The organism is Aquimarina sp. AU58 (genome assembly GCF_900312745.1).
GTDB classification, from domain to species: Bacteria; Bacteroidota; Bacteroidia; order Flavobacteriales; family Flavobacteriaceae; genus Aquimarina; species Aquimarina spinulae.
In genome coordinates, this window is record NZ_OMPD01000014.1 from 2,794,892 (window position 1) to 2,813,253 (window position 18,362).

18 protein-coding genes are annotated in these 18,362 nt (G+C 32.2%); 11 read left to right on the forward strand and 7 right to left on the reverse strand.

The window, feature by feature from the left end; all coding sequences use genetic code 11:
- The first annotated feature begins 403 nt into the window (after nucleotides 1-403).
- Nucleotides 404-2,503: a M12 family metallo-peptidase gene (locus DK441_RS23440; RefSeq protein ID WP_109853001.1), complete on the forward strand. Its 2,100-nt coding sequence runs from the start codon at nucleotides 404-406 to the stop codon at nucleotides 2,501-2,503.
- Nucleotides 2,504-2,568: 65 nt separating this feature from the next.
- On the opposite strand, the gene DK441_RS23445 is transcribed toward DK441_RS23440, so the two are convergent.
- A complete protein-coding gene (locus DK441_RS23445; RefSeq protein WP_160112254.1) occupies nucleotides 2,569-3,282 on the reverse strand; it encodes a hypothetical protein in 714 nt (237 codons plus the stop codon).
- 190 nt (nucleotides 3,283-3,472) lie between these two features.
- Nucleotides 3,473-4,543, reverse strand: a complete 1,071-nt coding sequence (gene aroB / locus DK441_RS23450) for a 3-dehydroquinate synthase (RefSeq protein ID WP_109853003.1) — start codon at nucleotides 4,541-4,543, stop codon at nucleotides 3,473-3,475.
- A 150-nt stretch (nucleotides 4,544-4,693) separates the two neighbouring features.
- On the opposite strand from aroB, the gene DK441_RS23455 reads away from it, so the two are divergent.
- From DK441_RS23455 to DK441_RS23465, 3 genes are all read left to right on the forward strand, one after another.
- Nucleotides 4,694-5,866 carry a proline dehydrogenase family protein gene (locus DK441_RS23455; protein WP_109853004.1) on the forward strand — a complete coding sequence of 391 codons (1,173 nt, stop codon included), beginning with the start codon at nucleotides 4,694-4,696 and terminating at the stop codon, nucleotides 5,864-5,866.
- 81 nt (nucleotides 5,867-5,947) lie between these two features.
- Nucleotides 5,948-6,325, forward strand: a complete 378-nt coding sequence (locus DK441_RS23460) for a VOC family protein (protein WP_109853005.1) — start codon at nucleotides 5,948-5,950, stop codon at nucleotides 6,323-6,325.
- Between the two features lie 19 nt (nucleotides 6,326-6,344).
- A complete protein-coding gene (locus DK441_RS23465; RefSeq protein WP_109853006.1) occupies nucleotides 6,345-6,914 on the forward strand; it encodes a pentapeptide repeat-containing protein in 570 nt (189 codons plus the stop codon).
- Between the two features lie 16 nt (nucleotides 6,915-6,930).
- Here the strand turns inward: DK441_RS23465 and DK441_RS23470 are convergent, their stop codons facing one another.
- Nucleotides 6,931-8,436 (reverse strand): PLP-dependent aminotransferase family protein, encoded by a 1,506-nt coding sequence (locus DK441_RS23470; protein WP_109853007.1) that lies wholly within the window; start codon nucleotides 8,434-8,436, stop codon nucleotides 6,931-6,933.
- A gap of 83 nt (nucleotides 8,437-8,519) precedes the next feature.
- On the opposite strand from DK441_RS23470, the gene DK441_RS23475 reads away from it, so the two are divergent.
- From DK441_RS23475 to DK441_RS23500, 6 genes are all read left to right on the forward strand, one after another.
- Nucleotides 8,520-9,182 carry a pyridoxamine 5'-phosphate oxidase family protein gene (locus DK441_RS23475; RefSeq protein WP_109853008.1) on the forward strand — a complete coding sequence of 221 codons (663 nt, stop codon included), beginning with the start codon at nucleotides 8,520-8,522 and terminating at the stop codon, nucleotides 9,180-9,182.
- An 8-nt stretch (nucleotides 9,183-9,190) separates the two neighbouring features.
- Nucleotides 9,191-9,640, forward strand: coding sequence for a pyridoxamine 5'-phosphate oxidase family protein (locus DK441_RS23480; protein ID WP_109853009.1), 450 nt, complete (start codon nucleotides 9,191-9,193; stop codon nucleotides 9,638-9,640).
- A 13-nt stretch (nucleotides 9,641-9,653) separates the two neighbouring features.
- Entirely contained in the window at nucleotides 9,654-9,959 is a 306-nt protein-coding gene (locus tag DK441_RS23485) for a DUF1272 domain-containing protein (protein WP_109853010.1), read from the forward strand.
- A gap of 8 nt (nucleotides 9,960-9,967) precedes the next feature.
- Nucleotides 9,968-10,492 carry a GNAT family N-acetyltransferase gene (locus DK441_RS23490; protein ID WP_109853011.1) on the forward strand — a complete coding sequence of 175 codons (525 nt, stop codon included), beginning with the start codon at nucleotides 9,968-9,970 and terminating at the stop codon, nucleotides 10,490-10,492.
- Between the two features lie 6 nt (nucleotides 10,493-10,498).
- Entirely contained in the window at nucleotides 10,499-11,020 is a 522-nt protein-coding gene (locus DK441_RS23495) for a GNAT family N-acetyltransferase (RefSeq protein WP_109853012.1), read from the forward strand.
- Between the two features lie 285 nt (nucleotides 11,021-11,305).
- Nucleotides 11,306-13,192 (forward strand): tetratricopeptide repeat protein, encoded by a 1,887-nt coding sequence (locus DK441_RS23500; protein WP_109853013.1) that lies wholly within the window; start codon nucleotides 11,306-11,308, stop codon nucleotides 13,190-13,192.
- A gap of 15 nt (nucleotides 13,193-13,207) precedes the next feature.
- Here DK441_RS23500 and DK441_RS23505 read toward each other — a convergent pair whose 3' ends face one another.
- From DK441_RS23505 to DK441_RS23520, 4 genes are all read right to left on the reverse strand, one after another.
- Nucleotides 13,208-13,582 (reverse strand): DUF4258 domain-containing protein, encoded by a 375-nt coding sequence (locus tag DK441_RS23505; protein WP_109853014.1) that lies wholly within the window; start codon nucleotides 13,580-13,582, stop codon nucleotides 13,208-13,210.
- A gap of 100 nt (nucleotides 13,583-13,682) precedes the next feature.
- The gene (locus DK441_RS23510) at nucleotides 13,683-14,885 is read right to left on the reverse strand and encodes an alanine dehydrogenase (protein WP_074406390.1); all 1,203 of its coding nucleotides are present in this window, start codon (nucleotides 14,883-14,885) and stop codon (nucleotides 13,683-13,685) included.
- A gap of 95 nt (nucleotides 14,886-14,980) precedes the next feature.
- Complete coding sequence (gene tsaE, locus DK441_RS23515; RefSeq protein ID WP_109853015.1) at nucleotides 14,981-15,382, reverse strand: tRNA (adenosine(37)-N6)-threonylcarbamoyltransferase complex ATPase subunit type 1 TsaE; 402 nt, start codon at nucleotides 15,380-15,382, stop codon at nucleotides 14,981-14,983.
- Between the two features lie 48 nt (nucleotides 15,383-15,430).
- On the reverse strand, nucleotides 15,431-16,981 hold the full coding sequence (locus DK441_RS23520) for a bifunctional response regulator/alkaline phosphatase family protein (protein ID WP_109853016.1): 1,551 nt from the start codon (nucleotides 16,979-16,981) through the stop codon (nucleotides 15,431-15,433).
- A gap of 147 nt (nucleotides 16,982-17,128) precedes the next feature.
- On the opposite strand from DK441_RS23520, the gene DK441_RS23525 reads away from it, so the two are divergent.
- Complete coding sequence (locus DK441_RS23525) at nucleotides 17,129-18,358, forward strand: HD domain-containing protein (protein WP_109853617.1); 1,230 nt, start codon at nucleotides 17,129-17,131, stop codon at nucleotides 18,356-18,358.
- Nucleotides 18,359-18,362: the final 4 nt, after the last annotated feature.

Sequence of the window (18,362 nt, forward strand, 5' to 3'; positions counted from 1 at the left end):
CGTATTAATTTTCTTTCAATATAAAATTCATGTAAGAATTTTTTTTTTACAAGTAAGAAGTTTTATGAAATTATGGATACCAGCATTTTAAAAAAAATATATTACAGATTATTAGACATTTATTTGAATTTAAGACCAATTTTTAAAAATAAATATATCTAACAAAATGTTCTTTTTTAAGACTTTTTTTGATTAAAATGATTTTATTAATGATGTTTTTTTAGTTTTTTAACTAAAATATTGAATGATTTGTATTTTTTAGAACTACCTGTGAACTTTTTTAAATCGGTATGTAGAATTAGTAACTTAATTATTCACAAACTCTTTGAAGTTTTTACTATTGATCGTATAAATAGCCCAATGTAGTCAATAGAGGAATTCTTCAAAATTAAAACTAATCACGATGAAAAACATGTTCAAAATTGCAATTACCTTTTTTATGGTAATAAATTTTATGCAGGCTCAACAGTCGCAGCATACACCTAGTGAGTTGGTAAAACAACAAAAAACACAGGGTTCCGATTTTCAAGACGTTAATTTATTTAGTTTAATGACTGCTAAACAAAAAGCAAATGTTCAGCTACCAAAAGAGGTTAAAGATTATACTTTATTTTCTTTAGATGCTAAAAAAATGGCCTCTATGAAGTCTAATGCTCCCAAAACTATGAATTTGGAAATCCCAGGGCAAAAATCTTCTATGGTACTAGAATTGGTTAAAGTTGACATCGCTACAGATGATTTTAAAGTTGTAGAAATGCCTTCTGGTAAAGTTGTTAAATCGGATAAAACTGTTTCTCATTATAGAGGAGTAGTAAGAGGTAAAACAAACTCTATTGCGGCCATTAGTTTATTAGATGGCGAAGTCTCGGGTGTTATAAGTATAGGTGGCGAAAACGGCAACCTTGTTATGGGACGATTAGAAAACAGTTCAGAACATATTATGTATGAGGATAATAATTTACTTCATTTACAAGATTTTACTTGTAATACCGAAGCAAATTATGAAGGTTATACAGAAGAAGAACTTTCAGACAATCCTTCTACCAGTAAAGCAGCAGAAAAGTGTGTTAAAGTATACTTTGATATAGGAAATGATGTTGTAACAGATAAAGGAGGAAGTCAACAGGCTTCTGATTATTTACAATCTATATTTAATCAGGTAGCTATATTATATTCAAATGATAATATGACTGTAAAAATATCGCAGATAAATGCGTGGACGTCTCAAAATCCTTTTAGCGGGTTATCTGATTATTCAAGTTATAGAGAGCAAAATGGTCTTAATGGAGCAGATCTTGGACATTTTGTTACTTATAATTTCTCTGGTGGTGTAGCATATTTAGGTACTGTTTGTCAGCCAAATTATAGATATGGAGTTTCTGGTATTAACAAAACTTTTAATAATGTTCCTACCTATTCATTTTCTGTAATGGTAATAGCACACGAGATGGGACATAACTTAGGTTCAAATCATACTCAGGCTTGTGTTTGGAATGGCAATAATACTGCAATTGATGGTTGTTATAATGTAGAAGGAAGTTGTTCTAAACCAGCGATCCCATCAGATGGAGGGACTATTATGAGTTACTGTCACCTTACTAGTGCAGGAATTAACTTCACCAAAGGATTTGGCCCACAACCGGGTAATGTAATTCGTAACAAGATCAGTTCTTCAAGTTGCCTTCAGGCATGTGGTACTACCGGGTGTAATACTGGTGATTCTGCAACTGTAACGTTTAACAATAATACAGATTGTACTTTAGAGTATTTTACAAATAATAGTTCTCAGTTTTCAATTAGTTCTGGTCAAACCAGACAGGTTTCAACTACTAGAGGAGCAAGCTGGGAAGCTAAAAATTCATCTAATGCTACTGTAGATTCTTTTACGGTTCAATGTAGCCAGAATAGTTATGCTTCTACTGGTAACTGTACGGATGGTGGAATCACCTGTGAAGGAGTACAACCTTATTCTAGTGGTACTGTATATTCTGTAGGAGATCGTGTAACCTATCAAGGAAGTTTATATGAGAGAACATCTACTGGTTGGAAAAACCTGGGAGTATGTCCAACTAATCCAAATGACCCATGTGCAGGAGTACAGCCCTATTCTAGTGGTACAACATATTCTGTAGGAGATAAGGTGACGTATCAAGGAAGTTTATACGAAAGAACATCTACTGGTTGGAGAAACCTTGGACGTTGTGGTTCTGCTACTCAAGCTTCTCTACAAAGAGGTGGAATTTCTGGTGAGCTAAGTATTAAAGCATATCCTAATCCAGCAGATGAAGTTCTTACCATTGAAGTTAGTAATGTATTAAATACTTCTTCTACATTATCTATTAAAGATATTAATGGTAGAGTGCTAAAAGTTGTTGGTTTAGATACTCCTCCTGGAGGAAAAGATCGTCATACTATAGATATTAGTACATTCTCTCCGGGAATGTATTTTGTTCAGGTAACAGATTCTAAAAAGACAGTTACCAAAAAAATATCTATAAAATAATTAGAATTTAATATTTGGGCTATTAGGGGGTGAAACTTTATGTTTCACCCTTTTTTTATGTCTTTTTAGTCGTTCCAGGTTTTAAGATTACTAATTGGGATTCCGAAACCGAGTAATTTATGATGTTGAGAGAGGTGGGCTCCTGTTTTTGTAGTTATCCAGTTTTCCCAGGTAGCTTCAAGCCCTCCAATTGGAATGATAGATACCCACATTTTATAACTTGTAGGTCTGTAGTTCTTGTCAACTTTCCAGAGGTACGAATCTCCGGGAGTAGTTCCTCCAGATTGATAGGTAACCAACAATTCTTTAGTGTCGTTTTCTAAGGTTACTAATTTACGAATTGTTCCTTTGTCAAAAAGCTTATGAGGAGCAATCAACCAAAAAGAGTCATTGTTAAAGTTCACCAATGCTTTTTCTATTATTTTTTTCTTTTTGTGATCACCAAGATGCATTGTACTAAGTACTCGGTTTTTTTCTGGAGAATCCAAATGTAAAAGCACTGAGTGATCATCTACTTTTACAGTTACAGTATTTGATTTTTTATCCCAGAGATAATGGTTTTTATTTCTAAAAGTCCATTGCAAATAATCGGTATTTAGATAGTTATCATGCTTAACAGCACCTAGTATTTTTAATGCAAATTTATCGGCTTCAGGGCCAGGTTTTCCTTCAGGAAGTTTTTCATGTAAAGCAAAATACAAGGTCGCAACCGTAATAACTACCATAGTGAGTATGCTTAGTAGTAGTATTTTAAAAAGCTTTATACCTTTTTTTCTCAAGAGGTTGTGATTTTTAATAAGTGTTGTCTTTTGCTAATGTAGTGAAATACTAAGAAGGTAGCTTCTCAATATTATGATTAATAGCCATCTATTACAGAAATAGAGATTCCCGTTTAAAGAAAAAGAATAGTTCGTGTTGCCTCTCTAGTTAATCATAAAATATAAAACCATTACACCTTAATACCCTATATCATAAAGAAGCATAATACTCAAAAGATGTAAGAATCAATTCATCCGATACAATACAGTTGTATTTTGCTTCACCAATAGTATTTAACAGAACAAAGTAAATATTTCCATTCTCATTCTTTTTATCATGAATAAGAAGTTCCATAATTTTTTTATAATCTCCTGCATCAATATCTATTTTTGGAAATGTAGCCAATATTACAGCGCTAATATGTTCCAAATCTTCTTTGGTTAAAGAAAGCAATTCTTTAGATATATAAGCTTCCATAATCATCCCTATTGCAATAGCTTCACCATGAAGTAATGTAGGTTTTTCTAGATGAGTTAGATAAAAAGATTCGATAGCATGACCTAGCGTATGGCCATAATTAAGATACTTACGAATATTTTGCTCGGTAGGGTCTTCAGAAACAATTTTGTTTTTGATCACTACAGAGTCATAAATCATTTGATCCAAATCTTCAAAATTAAGTTGAGAAAGGTCACTTATTTTTTTCCAATACCCCCGATCTTGAATGAGTCCGTGTTTTAGCATTTCGGCAAAGCCACTACACATTTGATTTACCGGTAAAGTAGCCAGGTATTCTGTGTCAACAAGAACCATTTCTGATTCACTGATCACACCTACCATATTTTTTAAGTTACCCAAATCAACACCGGTTTTTCCTCCTACAGAGGCGTCTACCATTGCCAGTAGTGAAGTTGGGATATTTATATAGTTAATTCCTCTTTTATAAGTACAAGCTATAAAACCACCCAGATCTGTAATAACACCACCTCCCAGATTAATCATTAGGCTTTTTCGATCCATACCTAATTCTGAGAGCGCATTCCAGATACCACTACATGTTTCGATATTTTTATGGATTTCGCCACTCTCTATTTCAATCACTTCGATATCATATTCTTTTTCAATCTTGCTCATTAATAAAGATAAACAGTGCTCATGGGTATTATCATCCACGAGGATACATATTTTTGAATGGTTGGCTTTTTCGAGATATGCGTTCAATGCTGTATAGCATTCTTCACCAAAATATACAACAGAGTCTTTTGAAACTATGGGCTTCATATAGTATTAAATTATAGGGAGCGAAATTAAGCAGAATTTATAATAAAATAAACTCGCAAGTTCTATATTTGCAGATATCTTAAAATAAGTGCAATGTATGCATAAGAATTAATCGTATTTCTATGTGCATATTTTTAAAATTAACTTTTGATGAACCAAAACAATTTGTTTGATAATACTGAGACTGCATTTAGCTTAAAAAGCGACTCAGAGCTAGAAAGAGCGTACTTTCTGTTTAAAATGATTTCTAATGAACCTTTGGTTAGAATAGGAACTGCGGTTACTAATTTTGCTATAAAAGCACATTTACCAGTTCAAGGATTAATAAGAGCTACTGTTTTTGACCATTTTTGTGGAGGAGTTAGTGAAGAAGATTGTTTATCGGTAGTAGATAATATGTATGGCAAGAAGGTATGTTCTGTATTAGACTATTCTGTAGAAGGAAAAGAAGAAGAAGCACAATTTGATGCAGTATTAGAAAAAACAATGAAACTTCTTGAGTTTGCTGATCAAAAAGATGCAATGCCCTTTGGAGTATTTAAACCTACAGGGTTTGGTCGGTTTTTGGTTTGGCAAAAGAAAACCGAAGGCATTCCTTTAAATGCAGAAGAGGAAAAAGAATGGAAGCGTATCGAAGAACGTTTTGATATGGTGTGTAAAAAAGCCTATGATTGCGATGTAGCTTTACTGATTGATGGAGAAGAAAGCTGGATGCAGGACGCTGCTGATGAATTGGTGGCAAAAATGATGAGAAAGTACAATAAAGAAAAAGCGATAGTATATAATACGTTGCAACTCTATAGACACGATCGCCTGGAGTATTTACAAAAATTACACGAAGAAGCACGGGTATATGATTTTAAGATTGGTGTAAAAATTGTACGCGGCGCGTATATGGAAAAGGAAAACGAGCGTGCTAAGGAAAAAGGATATCCAACTCCTATTTGTAAAGATAAACAACATACAGATCAGAATTTTGATACTACTATGAAATATATTTTTGAAAACATAGACGATATCTCTGTTTTTATAGGAACGCATAATGAAGATAGTAGTTACCTGGCGATGAAGTTAATGGCAGAACTTAATATTGCTAAAGATGATTTTAGAGTTTGGTTTGGTCAATTGTATGGAATGAGTGATCATATAAGTTTTAATCAGGCTGCAGAGGGATATAATGTGGCAAAATATTTGCCTTTTGGTCCTGTACGGGATGTAATGCCATATCTAATTCGTAGAGCAGAAGAAAATACTTCGGTTGCCGGACAAACCAGTAGAGAATTGAATCTACTTTCTCAAGAAAAGAAAAGAAGAAGACTATAGGATATCCTTAGAAGTTTTGAAACATGCGATAGAATAGGGTATAGCATTATAGTGTAAGTTTTATAATTTAAAGAATATAAAATGAATCTAAACCAGGTTACCATACCATCTCTTGATGTTTCTACCTCTATTTCTTTTTATAAGAAACTAGGATTACATCTTATTGTTGAATCATTACCACAGTACGCACGTTTTGAATGTGTAGAAGGTGATGCTACTTTTTCTATTCACCTGGTTGATGTATTGCCAAAAAATAATGGTGTGCATGTATATTTTGAAACTGAAAAATTAGATAAAGAAGTAGAACGCCTTATTAACGAAGGGCTGCAATTTGATCTATTGCCTACAGATCAACGCTGGTTATGGAGGGAGGCAAGGCTTAAAGATCCCGATGGAAACCTAATCATTTTATATTTTGCAGGAGATAATAGAAAAAATCCACCCTGGAGAATAAACTAACGTATTGATATCTATTTTTATGAGTCATCCAATCATCGATAAAACTTTTGAAAACCAGGATTTTTCTAATCAAAAATTACCATCAAAAGAATATGATAATTGCACATTTGTAAACTGTAATTTTTCTAAGACAGATATGTCTGTGGTTACTTTTTTAGAATGTAGATTTGATACCTGTAATTTTAATACAATAATGATGAAAGAGACTTCTTTTCAGGAAGTTGTTTTCGATGCTTGTAAAATGCTGGGATTAGATTTTAGTACATGCAATGATTTTCTGTTTGAAGTAGAATTTAATCATTGTAACCTTGATTATGTATCTTTTTATGGCTTTTCTATGAAAAATACTACGTTTAACGATTGTAGTTTAAAAGAAGCAGATTTTACAGATGCTAACCTTACAGGTTCGGCCTTGTCTAATTGTAATTTATCTGGAGCAATTTTTGAAAGAACTATTGCAGAGAAAGTTGATTTTAGAACTGCCAAAAATTTTATAATAGATCCAGAAATCAACAAATTAAAGAAAGCAAAATTTAGTACATCAGGACTTATAGGGCTGTTAACAAAATATGATTTGACGATAGAGTGATTTTGTGTAGTTTTTGTCAGATTATCAGTTTGTTTTGTTTGACGAATTCGAATACTTTTACTAGTCGCTCGATAACTTCAAGAATCTCTTCTTCATTTAATGAAGCAAACCCCATTCTGATTCCGTTGTGTCTTGAATTATCATTATCATAACGACGCCAATCCGGATTAAGTTCTATATCTAGTTTTTCGGCTTCATTACATATGATATCCCAATTATATGCTTTGTTTAACTTTACCCATATTGCCATTCCACCTTTAGGGATTTCAAAATCAAAATAATCACCTAATTTTTCTTTCAATAAAGAACAAAACAGATCTCTTCGTGTTTTATAAATTTTAAGAACCTTGTTACAATGTCTTTGTACATCTCCTGCACTAATCATTTGAGCTAAGGTTTGTTCTAGTAAAGCATCACCTTGCCGATCGATAATCCGCCTTAACCTGGCAGCTTCGTCAACAAAATCTTTTGGAGCAACTAAATATCCAATTCGAATAGCAGGGGCAATAATTTTGGTGAACCCTCCGATATAGATTACATTTCCGTGGTTATCATTACTGGCTAAGGGTAAAATTGGAGCATTACTATAATGAAAATCATAGTCATAATCATCTTCTATAATTGCAAAATTATGATATTGAGCTAATTGCAATAAATGCATACGTCGTTCTGCAGAAAGCGTTACGGTAGTTGGGTGATGGTGGTGAGAAGTAGCATAAACAGCACTAATTTGTTTGGTTTTACAAAGCTTTTCGATAGCATAAGTGTCCAATCCTTGGTTATCTACAGGTACTTGCTCTATATGTGCACCTGCCTCTTTAAACGTGTTATCAGCAGTCATATAATTGGTATTGCCAACAACAATAATTTTATTTTTTGCAGAAAGTAGTAGCTGGCCATTTAAATAGATTCCCATCTGGCTCCCACGGGTAATTAAAATATTATCAATAGTAATATGCAATCCTCTGGTTTGATTAAGATAAGTAACCAAAGCTTTTCTAAGTTCTAAATTTCCATATGTAGAACCATAGGTAAGTAAATTTTCATGGTAACTTTTTTTAGTAATATTTCGGTATACCTTTGCAATTTCTTCTATTGGTGCTAATCTGTGATCAGGGCAACCGTCATCAACAACGAGCATTTTTTTGTTGGCCTTATGCTTAGGTTTACGTACTAAATGCGATCGGGTTAGAAAAGAGAAACCACTTTTCTCTTTCATGTTGTTTTTTAGAACTGGCCGAACAAAATTTTTAGGGTTAATGATTGGTAAAGAACTGGTAACAAAGGTGCCTTTTGTAGGAATGGTTTCGACCCATCCCTGGGAGATAAGTTCTTCATATGCCGAAATTACTGTTTTGCGATGAACATTAAGAGCTTCAGCTAATTTTCGGGATCCCGGTAATTTGGTAGAAGGCGGTAGCTTTCCAGATTTTATGAAACCAATAATTTGATCACATAACTGAAGATATAGATTACGATTACTATTTCTAACAAGAACTATATTATTTTTAAATGGAAACAAAACTGGACTACTTATTATTTATAAACTGGATTGCTTTAGCACACCATAAAACTATTATTTTTGAGTAAGAAATAAAATAAATTATGGCAGAATATTCAACTTCCGCACTTAATAAGGTAGTTCGCGGACCAAAAAGAGCAAATTACGATGTAGATACTATTAATACCATATTAGATGATGCATTTTTGTGTCATGTTGGATATGTGTATAAAAACCAGGCTATTGTGATTCCTATGGCGTATGCCAGAAAGGATGATAAGATCTATTTACATGGATCACTTAAAAATAGAATGATGTTAAGTTTATTAGAAGCAGGAGAGGCGAGTATATCGGTAACACATCTTGATGGATTAGTATTAGCAAGATCGGCTTTTCATCATTCTGCGAATTATAGATCGGTAAATGTATTTGGGAAGGTAAAAAAAGTAGAAGACCCTCAAGAAAAAATGGAAGCCCTGGAGTATATACTTAATCATATGGTTCCTGGTCATTGGGATAATGTAAGACAGCCAAACGAAAAAGAATTTAAAGGAACTTTAGTTCTTGAAATTAGTATAGAAACAGCTTCGGCAAAAGTAAGGGCAGAAGGGGTAAATGATGAACCTGGCGATCTTGATCTGCCAATATGGGCAGGAGTAGTCCCTATTAAACAAGTAGCTTTTGATGCTATTTCGGATAATGATCTGCAAAAGGATATTAAAGTACCAAATGCAGTATTAAATTATGTGACGAACAATAAAAAATAATAGTAGAAATGCTCACTCCAGAAATAAAGAAGTATATTGATAAAAGTGTTTTATGTTGGTTAGCCACATCTTCATTAGATCATATTCCTAATGTATCGCCCAAAGAAGTTTTTACATATTATAGCGATACTACTATTATTATTGCCAATATTGCTTCTCCGCAAACCGTAAAAAATATTAAAGAGAATAATAATGTATGTGTTAGCTTTATAGATGTTTTTGTTCAAAAAGGGTTTCAGTTAAAAGGAGTGGCTAAGATTGTAGCAAAAAATGATCCCGAATATGCTGCTATGCAGGCTCCTTTGTTGCAATTAACCGGAGGTAAGTTTCCATTTGCAACAATCACAAATATTATTGTTAAAGATGTAAAACGAATAATAGCCCCAAAATATATTTTATATCCAGAAACAACCGAAAAACAGCAAATACAAAGTGCACTAAAACAGTACAAACCATAAAAAAACAAAGGATATGCTAGAAATAAGACCTAATTGTGAACATTGTAATAAAGCACTACCTAATGATAGTGATGAGGCAATGATTTGTTCTTATGAATGTACTTTCTGCACTAGCTGTGTAGATAATGTTTTACATAATGTGTGTCCTAATTGCGGAGGCGGTTTTGAAAAAAGACCAACTCGACCGGTAAATTGCCTGACGGGTAATTGCATAGAAAAACACCCTATTGGTACAAGAATAATATATAAACCTATTGATGAAAATGCTTTTAAAGAGATTTTGAAAGAATTTAACAACATAGAACCACGAAAAAGATAAGCAATATAATGGTTGATATAAGAAGAGCAACTATAGAGGATGCAGAAAAGATTTCATCTTTAGGAAGAAAAACTTTTGACGAATCTTATGGGGGATTTTTTAATAATAAAAGCAACCTGATCAATTACTTGGATTGGGCTTTTTCTATTGATAAAATCAAAAATAGTTTAACAAAACCCGAGAACTTATATTGGTTGGTTACCGATACATATAACTCATTACCTATAGGGTATGCCAAATTGAAATTAAATTCCCCTTCAGAGTTTATAGATGAAGAGCATATTTGTAAGCTTCAGCGTATATATTTGCTGCAAGGGTATGAAGCAAGAGGTATAGGAGGGAAGTTGCATCAATGTATCGTAAAGGCAGCTGTTGATAACAAAAATAATTACATATGGTTGTCTAACTTAAAACTAAAAAAACAGGCCGTTGCTTTTTATAAAAAGAAAGGCTACCAAATTGCCGGAGAACATAACTTTACTATTGGTGATGAAACGTTTGAGTTTTGGGCAATGCAAACTAAACTGAAATAACTCTACATGAATAAAGGTTTGAAATATAGAGAAGCTAATGCTGATGATAAGGAAGGACTACGGCAATTAGGGAAAATTTCATACGCAGAGTTTTCAGATGTATTAAGTCCAGAGCACTGGAACACATTAAGTGTTATTTTAGAAAGCGAAGAAAATGTATTAAACTTTATAAAAATTAGTAAAATTTTTATTTGTGAAATCGATTCAGATATAATTGGGATGATTTATTTTATTCCGAAAGGAAATCCAACAGAGTTGTACGAATCTGATTGGTGTTATATACGATTTTTAGGAGTTGATCCAAAATATCGAGGCTTTGGGATAGGAAAAGAACTGGTTAACTTTTGTTTGAGGTATGCAAAAAAGAGTGGAGAAAAAACTATTGCTCTGCACACATCAGAATTTATGAATCCTGCTCGAATTATGTATGAGAAAATAGGATTTAAAAAAATGAAAGAAATTGAACGATTAGGAAAAAAGTATTGGGTGTATACCATGAAGTTATCCTTATTACTTAATTCAATTTAAAGATCGAAATACATATTGTTCTATTTAATGAAAGTAAGGAGCATTAGTTATTTGAAAGCTTTTCTTTTATTTCAGGTTAATTAGCTTTTTACAACTTTTACCTTCTACATTTTTATGATTTTACTCAAAATCCGGATATAAATCTGTAAAAATTCATTTTTTCTCGGATATTTTTATCCGAATTATTTTTATACATAAACAATTAGTATATTACCACCTAACTCATTGATTTCTTTTTTTTGAGTGTAACTGCAATGTGAATAAACCTAACTTTATTTTTGTGTCATGAATTATATTCATAGCCATATTCTTGCCCTAATTTTTGCTCTTTTCGCTTTTCATGTATATAGTCAGCAGAATTCCTTTAGAACTCTTGAGAGGCAATTTGATAGTATTGAGAACGAATCATCTGATAAAGCATTGCTACATGCTCAAAAGATGATAAATTATAGTATAGATTCTAAAAACAAAACCTACTTAGTTAGTAGTTATGTGAAATTAGCTACTGCTTACGAAAATTTAGCGAAGTCTGATTCTGCTGTTGTATTTTATGACAAAGCTCTTGATATTAGTAGATCTGTTGATAGTGATACCTTGTTTGCTTTTGCGGTGATAAGGATGAGTCAATTAAATAGTATACGTGGGGATCAGGAAAAAATTGTAGTGTTAATTTTTGAAGCATTAAAAAAAATAGAAAATAACCAAAACCCAAAACAAAAGCATGAGTTGTACTATAAGCTTTCTGAGGTACATAGAGAACTAGGAAGTTTTGAAAAAGCAGAGGATTATCTACAGCTCATTATTAAAGAAACAGAATTAGATTATTTATTAGCGGCGGCATATAACTCTTTGGGATTGATTCAATACAGTAATAAAGAGTATGATAAAGGAAAAGCTAACCTTTTGAGAAGTATGGAGTTGTATAAGAACCAGAAAGATAACCATAATATTTGTAAGATTTTAATAAATCTAGGGGCGATGCATTACAAATTAAAAAAGCTTGAAAAATCTAAAGAATACTTAATTGAAGCAAGTAAATTGACTAAAGAATTCGGCTATATAAATTTATATAGTATGGTTTTGATTAATCTATCTGTGATATATCATAAAGAAAAAGATTATGAAAAGGAACTAGTTTATTTAAAAAAAGCCGAAGAATTGGCAAAAGAAACCGGTAATTATCAATCACTTTCTTCAATTGCAAATAATATGATACTTGTGTATGCCTTGCAATCCGATATTAAAATGGTTAGGAGATATATAGTTAGATATCGTAACGCAATTGATAGTTTACATAATTTTAAACGTAATCAAAAAATATTTGAAATAGAGGCTGAATATGAAACTTCAAAAAAAGAACTAGAAATAGCACGTCAAAAAGAGTTGGTGCTTACACAGAGAACACATATTGTTATTGCTGTAGTGCTGGTTCTATTATTAAGCATAATATTATTTATGTATATACAACGTTTGAAGAGTCAAAAACTGTTATATGCGAATCAGAAAGAATTAAATGAAGAAAAGGTTAGTAATCTATTAGATACACATAAACTACAAAAAATTAAGGCTTATGTCGATGGCCAGAATAAAGAACGGGAAAGAGTTTCTAAAGACTTACATGATGGTATTGGAGGGAATTTGGCTGCTATCAAAATGAGATTGAATCGTATAAAAAATAAATTACCATCAGAGTTAGAACCTATAATTACTAGTGTGGATTCTACTTATAATGAGATTCGATCTATTTCTCATGATCTAATGCCAAAAAAAATTAACCACTTGTATTTTACAGATTTAATGAAAGAACTTGTGGGTTTTTCTACCAGTAAAGATATAGAGTACAAATATTATATTCATCCAGAAAAAAAAATAAATAATATATCAGAGAGTTTGCAATTAACAATTTATAGAATTATTCAAGAATTGATAACTAATATAAATAAGCACGCTCAGGCAACCGAAGTATCGATAAATATAACGATTCATGAAGAAATTAATGTCGTGAATATGATGGTAGAAGATAATGGCAATGGTTTTAATACTAAAAAAGCCAACTCTGGAGTAGGGTTAAGAAGTATAAAACAAAGAATATCGGATAACAGCGGACTTATAAAAATAGATTCTAACTATGGTATTGGTACAATAGTTTGTGTAGAGCTCCCAATAGGGTAAATAAGTATAATTAGTTTATTGAATAAGATTCAGTGCGTTAATTTTAGCAATAGAATCACAATTTTCGATAAGCATATTAACATTTTTTTCTTTAATAGCTCCTTCAATAAAATAGATTTTGCAAGAATCTAGTTTAGTATTGCTTTTAGAAAAAATCACATCCCCATTTGTTAATAAAAAAGAAACATCTGCAGTATCTATTTCATATTTTATCATATTGTTTGATGCTTGTTCAGAAAAAGCTTTTTTCTTTATTCTAATATTTTTTAGTACCCTGGCAGAAGGGCCATAATCACAAGAAGCTTTTTTTCCGCCAAGAAAGAAAAATAAAAGAATAAGGCCGATGGCAAATCCACCTAAGTAATAAAATAATCGTTGTGCTAATTTCATAAACAGAATGCAATATTATGACGCCAAAAGTAAGCAAAGTTTTAAAAAATCATACGCTTAGCGTTGCAAAGTTTATTATAAAAAGAGTAATGCAATACTATTATAAAATTAGTAAGTTTATATCTCTATAAGAAAGGTCAAACCAATCTGCAATAGGTTTGCTGGTCAAAATCCCATGATAAAAATACAACCCATTCTTAAGTCCACGATCAAAACGTACAGCATTTTCTATTCCTCCTTCATCACCAATTTGTAATAGATAAGGCGTAAAGATATTACTTATCGATAAAGAAGATGTTCTGGCATATCGAGAAGGGATGTTAGGTACACAATAATGTATAATTCCATGTTTTTCAAAAGTTGGGTGGTCGTGAGAAGTAACTTCGCTTGTTTCAAAACATCCTCCCATATCTATACTTACATCAATAATTACTGCGCCAGATTTCATACGTTCTACCATAGTTTCGGTAACTATAATCGGAGCGCGATTTTTTCCTCTTATGGCACCAATTACTACATCACAACGACGTAGAGCTTTTAATAAATTTTTTGGCTGAATAGTAGATGTGTATAAAGGGCGTCCCACATTGGTTTGTATACAACGAAGTTTGGTGATAGAATTGTCAAAAACCTTTACATTTGCACCTAATCCAATAGCCGAACGTGCAGCAAACTCACCAACAGTACCAGCACCAAGAATAACAACTTCTACAGGGGGGACACCACTAATATTACCCATCATTAATCCCGAACCCATAGTTGTAGCACTACTCATCAATTCTGAAGCAATGAGTACGGCCGCTGTTCCTGCAATCTCGCTAAGTGCTCTTACCGCGGGATAAGCACCATCCATATCTCGAATAAACTCAAAGCCAAGAGCGGTGATTCTTTTTTTGGCAAGTCCCTGAAAATATTCTTTGGACTGTGTCTTAAGCTGTAGAGCAGAAATTAATACAGTTTGTGGATTTATATATTCGAGCTCCTCTAGCGAAGGTGGTTCTACTTTTAAAATAATTGGACACCCAAAAACTTTTCTCTTATCATTAGTGATCTCTGCACCTGCCTCGCTATAATCTCTATCGGTAAAACTTGCTCCGATACCGGCATTGGTTTCTAATAAAACTCGATGGCCATGCGCTGTTAATGCAGCTACAGCATCTGGTGTAAGACATACTCGCTTCTCTTGATAATGGGTTTCTTTAGGGATACCAATAAAAAGTTTTCCTTTTTTGCGGGCTACTTCTATCATTTCTTCCTGCGGTAGCAGCTGCTCTTTGGTAAAAGGAGATTTTGGTGTACTCATTTGTGTGAAATTCTGTATCTCAAATTACGAATAAAAATGCCAAGAAAACAAATAGGATTAATTATTTGATGGTATAGCTTTGATTATCAGCATTTCTAAAATGAAAGAATACGCTTTTCATTATCAAGTAAATTAATACTAATACTAATACTATTTTCGGGTAATAATCCTGAAACTTTTTCGGGCCATTCTATAAATATCCACGCATCAGAGTCCAAATATTCTTCAAATCCTATTTGATACGCTTCACCTTCTTCTTTTATTCTATAAAAATCAAAATGATATATTACTCCATCATTACTTTCATATTCGTTTACCAAAGAGTATGTAGGGCTAGAAATGATATCTTCTACCCCTAAATGTTTACATATTTCTTTTATTAGCGTAGTTTTACCAACCCCCATCTCGGCATTAAAGAGAATTATTTTACTCGTTGCATTCGAGATTATTTTTTCTGCCACATCAGGAAGATCCTGCAAGGTATATTCTATTGTCATTTTAATAATTCTATATTCTAAAACCAGAATACTACATAATTTTTGAAGCTATCTAGGATTTAATACTATAAAAGGAATGATCATTTCTTCTAAAGATACTCCACCATGTTGGTATGTATTTCTATAATAACTAACATAATGATTATAGTTATTAGGATAGGCAAAGAAATAATCTCCTTTTGCAAAAATAAAAGAACTGCTCATATTTATTGATGGCAAATGTACCGCTTTTGGGTTTGTTGCTTCCAAAACTTCCTTTCTTTCATAAGTAAGACTTTTTCCTGTCTTATACCGTAGATTAAGACTGGTGTTTTTATCGCCTATCACTTTAGAAGGATTTTTTACATTTATTGTACCGTGATCTGTAGTTAACAGTAGTTTAAATCCAAGTTGTTGTGCTTGCTGAATCATTTCTAGTAAAGGAGAATTTTTGAACCAACTTTGAGTCAATGACCTGTATGATTTGTCATTTGAGGCAAGTTCCTTGATTACTTCCATTTCTGTCTTGCTATGAGAAAGCATATCCACAAAATTATATACCACAACTGTTAAATCGTTGTCTTTTAGTCCTTTGAAATTTGCAGCTAAGGTTTTTCCAGATTTTTCGTTAGTGATTTTATAATATTCATGTTTGATATCCATCCCTAATCGCTTTAATTGTGCGGTTAGAAATTCATTTTCATTCATGTTTTTCCCTCCTTCATCTGTGTCGTCTAACCAGAGATCCGGATGCATTTTTTTCATTTCAGAAGGCATAAGTCCAGAAAAAATTGAATTCCTGGCATATTGCGTTGCCGTTGGAAGAATACTACAATATGAAACTTCTTGTTCTTTTTTGTAATAGTTATTTATGGTAGGTTCAAAAGCTTTCCATTGATCGTATCGCAGATTATCAATTACTACTAAAAGAGTAGGTTGATTTTTACTAATTTCAGGTACTACTTTATCTCTAAATAAAGTGTGAGACATTACCGGAGCTTCTCTGTTTTTATCAAACCAATTGGGATAATTTTTGTCGATAAATTTACAGAATTGAGAATTTGCCTCTACTTTTTGTGATTCTAAAATCTCAAACATCCCGGTATCTTCAATATTCTCTAGTTGTAATTCCCAGTAAATTAGTCTTTGATATAAATCAGACCATTCTTCGTATGAATTTACCATAGCCATATCCATAGCTATTTTTCTAAACTCTTGTTGGTAGTTGGCTGTAGTTTTTTCTGAAACCAAACGAGAATTGTCTAAGTTTTTCTTTAAACTTAAAAGTATTTGATTAGGATTAACAGGCTTAATTAAATAATCGGCGATCTTACTACCAATTGCTTCTTCCATGATATATTCCTCTTCACTTTTGGTAATCATTACTACAGGAATACTATCTTCTTTTTCCTTAATTTCTGATAATGTTTCTATTCCAGAAAGACCTGGCATGTTTTCATCCAAAAAAATGATATCAAAATTATTATCATCTATTATGTCTAATGCTTCAGTTCCACTTTGACACTTGGTTACGTCATAGTTTTTTTGTTCCAAAAATAATATATGCGGTTTAAGCAAATCAATTTCATCATCTACCCAAAGTATCTTTATTTTACTCATCAAAATTTTATTTTATTTTATTTATATATTTAATATATAGCCTATTTATTCACTTTACTAAGAAAACTTTAATAATTTAAATTCTTTTTGAAATGTTTTATATGCCTAGCATATATGTATATTTGCCTCCGTAAATGTAAGATGAACTTGAAAAAAAGAAATAAGCTTAAAATATTAAACGATCCAATTTACGGTTTTATTACGATACCTAATGAACTAATTTTCGATCTTATCGAACATAAGTATTTCCAGAGGTTGCGTCGTATATCTCAGATGGGACTCTCATATTTGGTATATCCGGGAGCACATCATACTAGATTTCATCATGCTTTGGGATGTATGCATCTTATGCAAAAAGCCGTGAGAGTTCTTAGTTTTAAGGGGATTAGCATTTCTGAAGAGGAGGAAGAAGCTCTTTATGTAGCAATCTTGTTACATGATATTGGCCATGGTCCTTTTTCTCATGCGATGGAACATAGCATCGTAAATGAGGTAAATCATGAGTCTATTTCTCTCATGTTTATGGAGAAAATTAATGAAGAATTTAACGGTAGTTTAACGCTGGCAATTCAGATTTTTAAAGGAGAATATCATCGTAATTTTTTACATCAGTTAATTTCGAGTCAATTAGATATGGATCGTTTGGACTATCTGAAACGCGATAGTTTTTATACCGGTGTGGCCGAAGGAAATATCAATAGTGAACGTCTAATTACCATGCTTACTGTTGTTAATGATGAATTGGTAGTAGAAGAAAAAGGGATTTATTCTGTAGAAAAGTTTTTACTGGCCAGGCGTTTGATGTATTGGCAGGTGTATCTTCATAAAACAAGTTTGGTAGCAGAGAATTTATTGATTAGAGTATTGAAAAGAGCTAAAGATTTGGTAGAGAAGGGGACAGAACTAAAAGCTAGTGAAGCATTAACATTTTTTCTTGAAAATAAGATAACAGCAGAAAATTTTACTACAGAAGTTTTAGAAACATTTTCTAGATTAGACGATTATGATATTATTTCAGCAATGAAAGAATGGTCTCGTTCAGAAGATTTTGTTTTAAGCATGCTGTCTTCAATGATTATTGATAGAGATCTTTTAAAAATAAAAATTAAAAAGAAACCTTTTCAGAGTCATAAAAAAGAAAATCATATCGAAAAATTTAAGAAACAATATAAAATTTCTGATGAAGAAGCCCGTTATTTTATTTTTGAAGGGACTATTTCTAACCAGGCCTACCACCTTAATAAGCAGAATATAAATATTTTATATAAATCAAGAAAAATTGTAGATGTAGTTAAAGCTACAGATGAGTTTAATCTTGAAGCCCTATCAAAACCGGTAACCAAATATTTTATGTGCTATCCAAAGCACAAACATTAACACA

Coding starts and splice junctions, on each gene's coding strand:
- DK441_RS23485 (WP_109853010.1), top strand. CDS start 9,654: ATGCTAGAAATAAGACCTAATTGTGAACATTGTAATAAAGCACTACCT.
- DK441_RS23490 (WP_109853011.1), top strand. CDS start 9,968: ATGGTTGATATAAGAAGAGCAACTATAGAGGATGCAGAAAAGATTTCA.
- aroB (WP_109853003.1), bottom strand. CDS start 4,543: ATGAAGCCCATAGTTTCAAAAGACTCTGTTGTATATTTTGGTGAAGAA.
- DK441_RS23505 (WP_109853014.1), bottom strand. CDS start 13,582: ATGAAATTAGCACAACGATTATTTTATTACTTAGGTGGATTTGCCATC.
- DK441_RS23455 (WP_109853004.1), top strand. CDS start 4,694: ATGAACCAAAACAATTTGTTTGATAATACTGAGACTGCATTTAGCTTA.
- DK441_RS23475 (WP_109853008.1), top strand. CDS start 8,520: ATGGCAGAATATTCAACTTCCGCACTTAATAAGGTAGTTCGCGGACCA.
- tsaE (WP_109853015.1), bottom strand. CDS start 15,382: ATGACAATAGAATATACCTTGCAGGATCTTCCTGATGTGGCAGAAAAA.
- DK441_RS23480 (WP_109853009.1), top strand. CDS start 9,191: ATGCTCACTCCAGAAATAAAGAAGTATATTGATAAAAGTGTTTTATGT.
- DK441_RS23510 (WP_074406390.1), bottom strand. CDS start 14,885: ATGAGTACACCAAAATCTCCTTTTACCAAAGAGCAGCTGCTACCGCAG.
- DK441_RS23465 (WP_109853006.1), top strand. CDS start 6,345: ATGAGTCATCCAATCATCGATAAAACTTTTGAAAACCAGGATTTTTCT.
- DK441_RS23440 (WP_109853001.1), top strand. CDS start 404: ATGAAAAACATGTTCAAAATTGCAATTACCTTTTTTATGGTAATAAAT.
- DK441_RS23520 (WP_109853016.1), bottom strand. CDS start 16,981: ATGAGTAAAATAAAGATACTTTGGGTAGATGATGAAATTGATTTGCTT.
- DK441_RS23460 (WP_109853005.1), top strand. CDS start 5,948: ATGAATCTAAACCAGGTTACCATACCATCTCTTGATGTTTCTACCTCT.
- DK441_RS23500 (WP_109853013.1), top strand. CDS start 11,306: ATGAATTATATTCATAGCCATATTCTTGCCCTAATTTTTGCTCTTTTC.
- DK441_RS23495 (WP_109853012.1), top strand. CDS start 10,499: ATGAATAAAGGTTTGAAATATAGAGAAGCTAATGCTGATGATAAGGAA.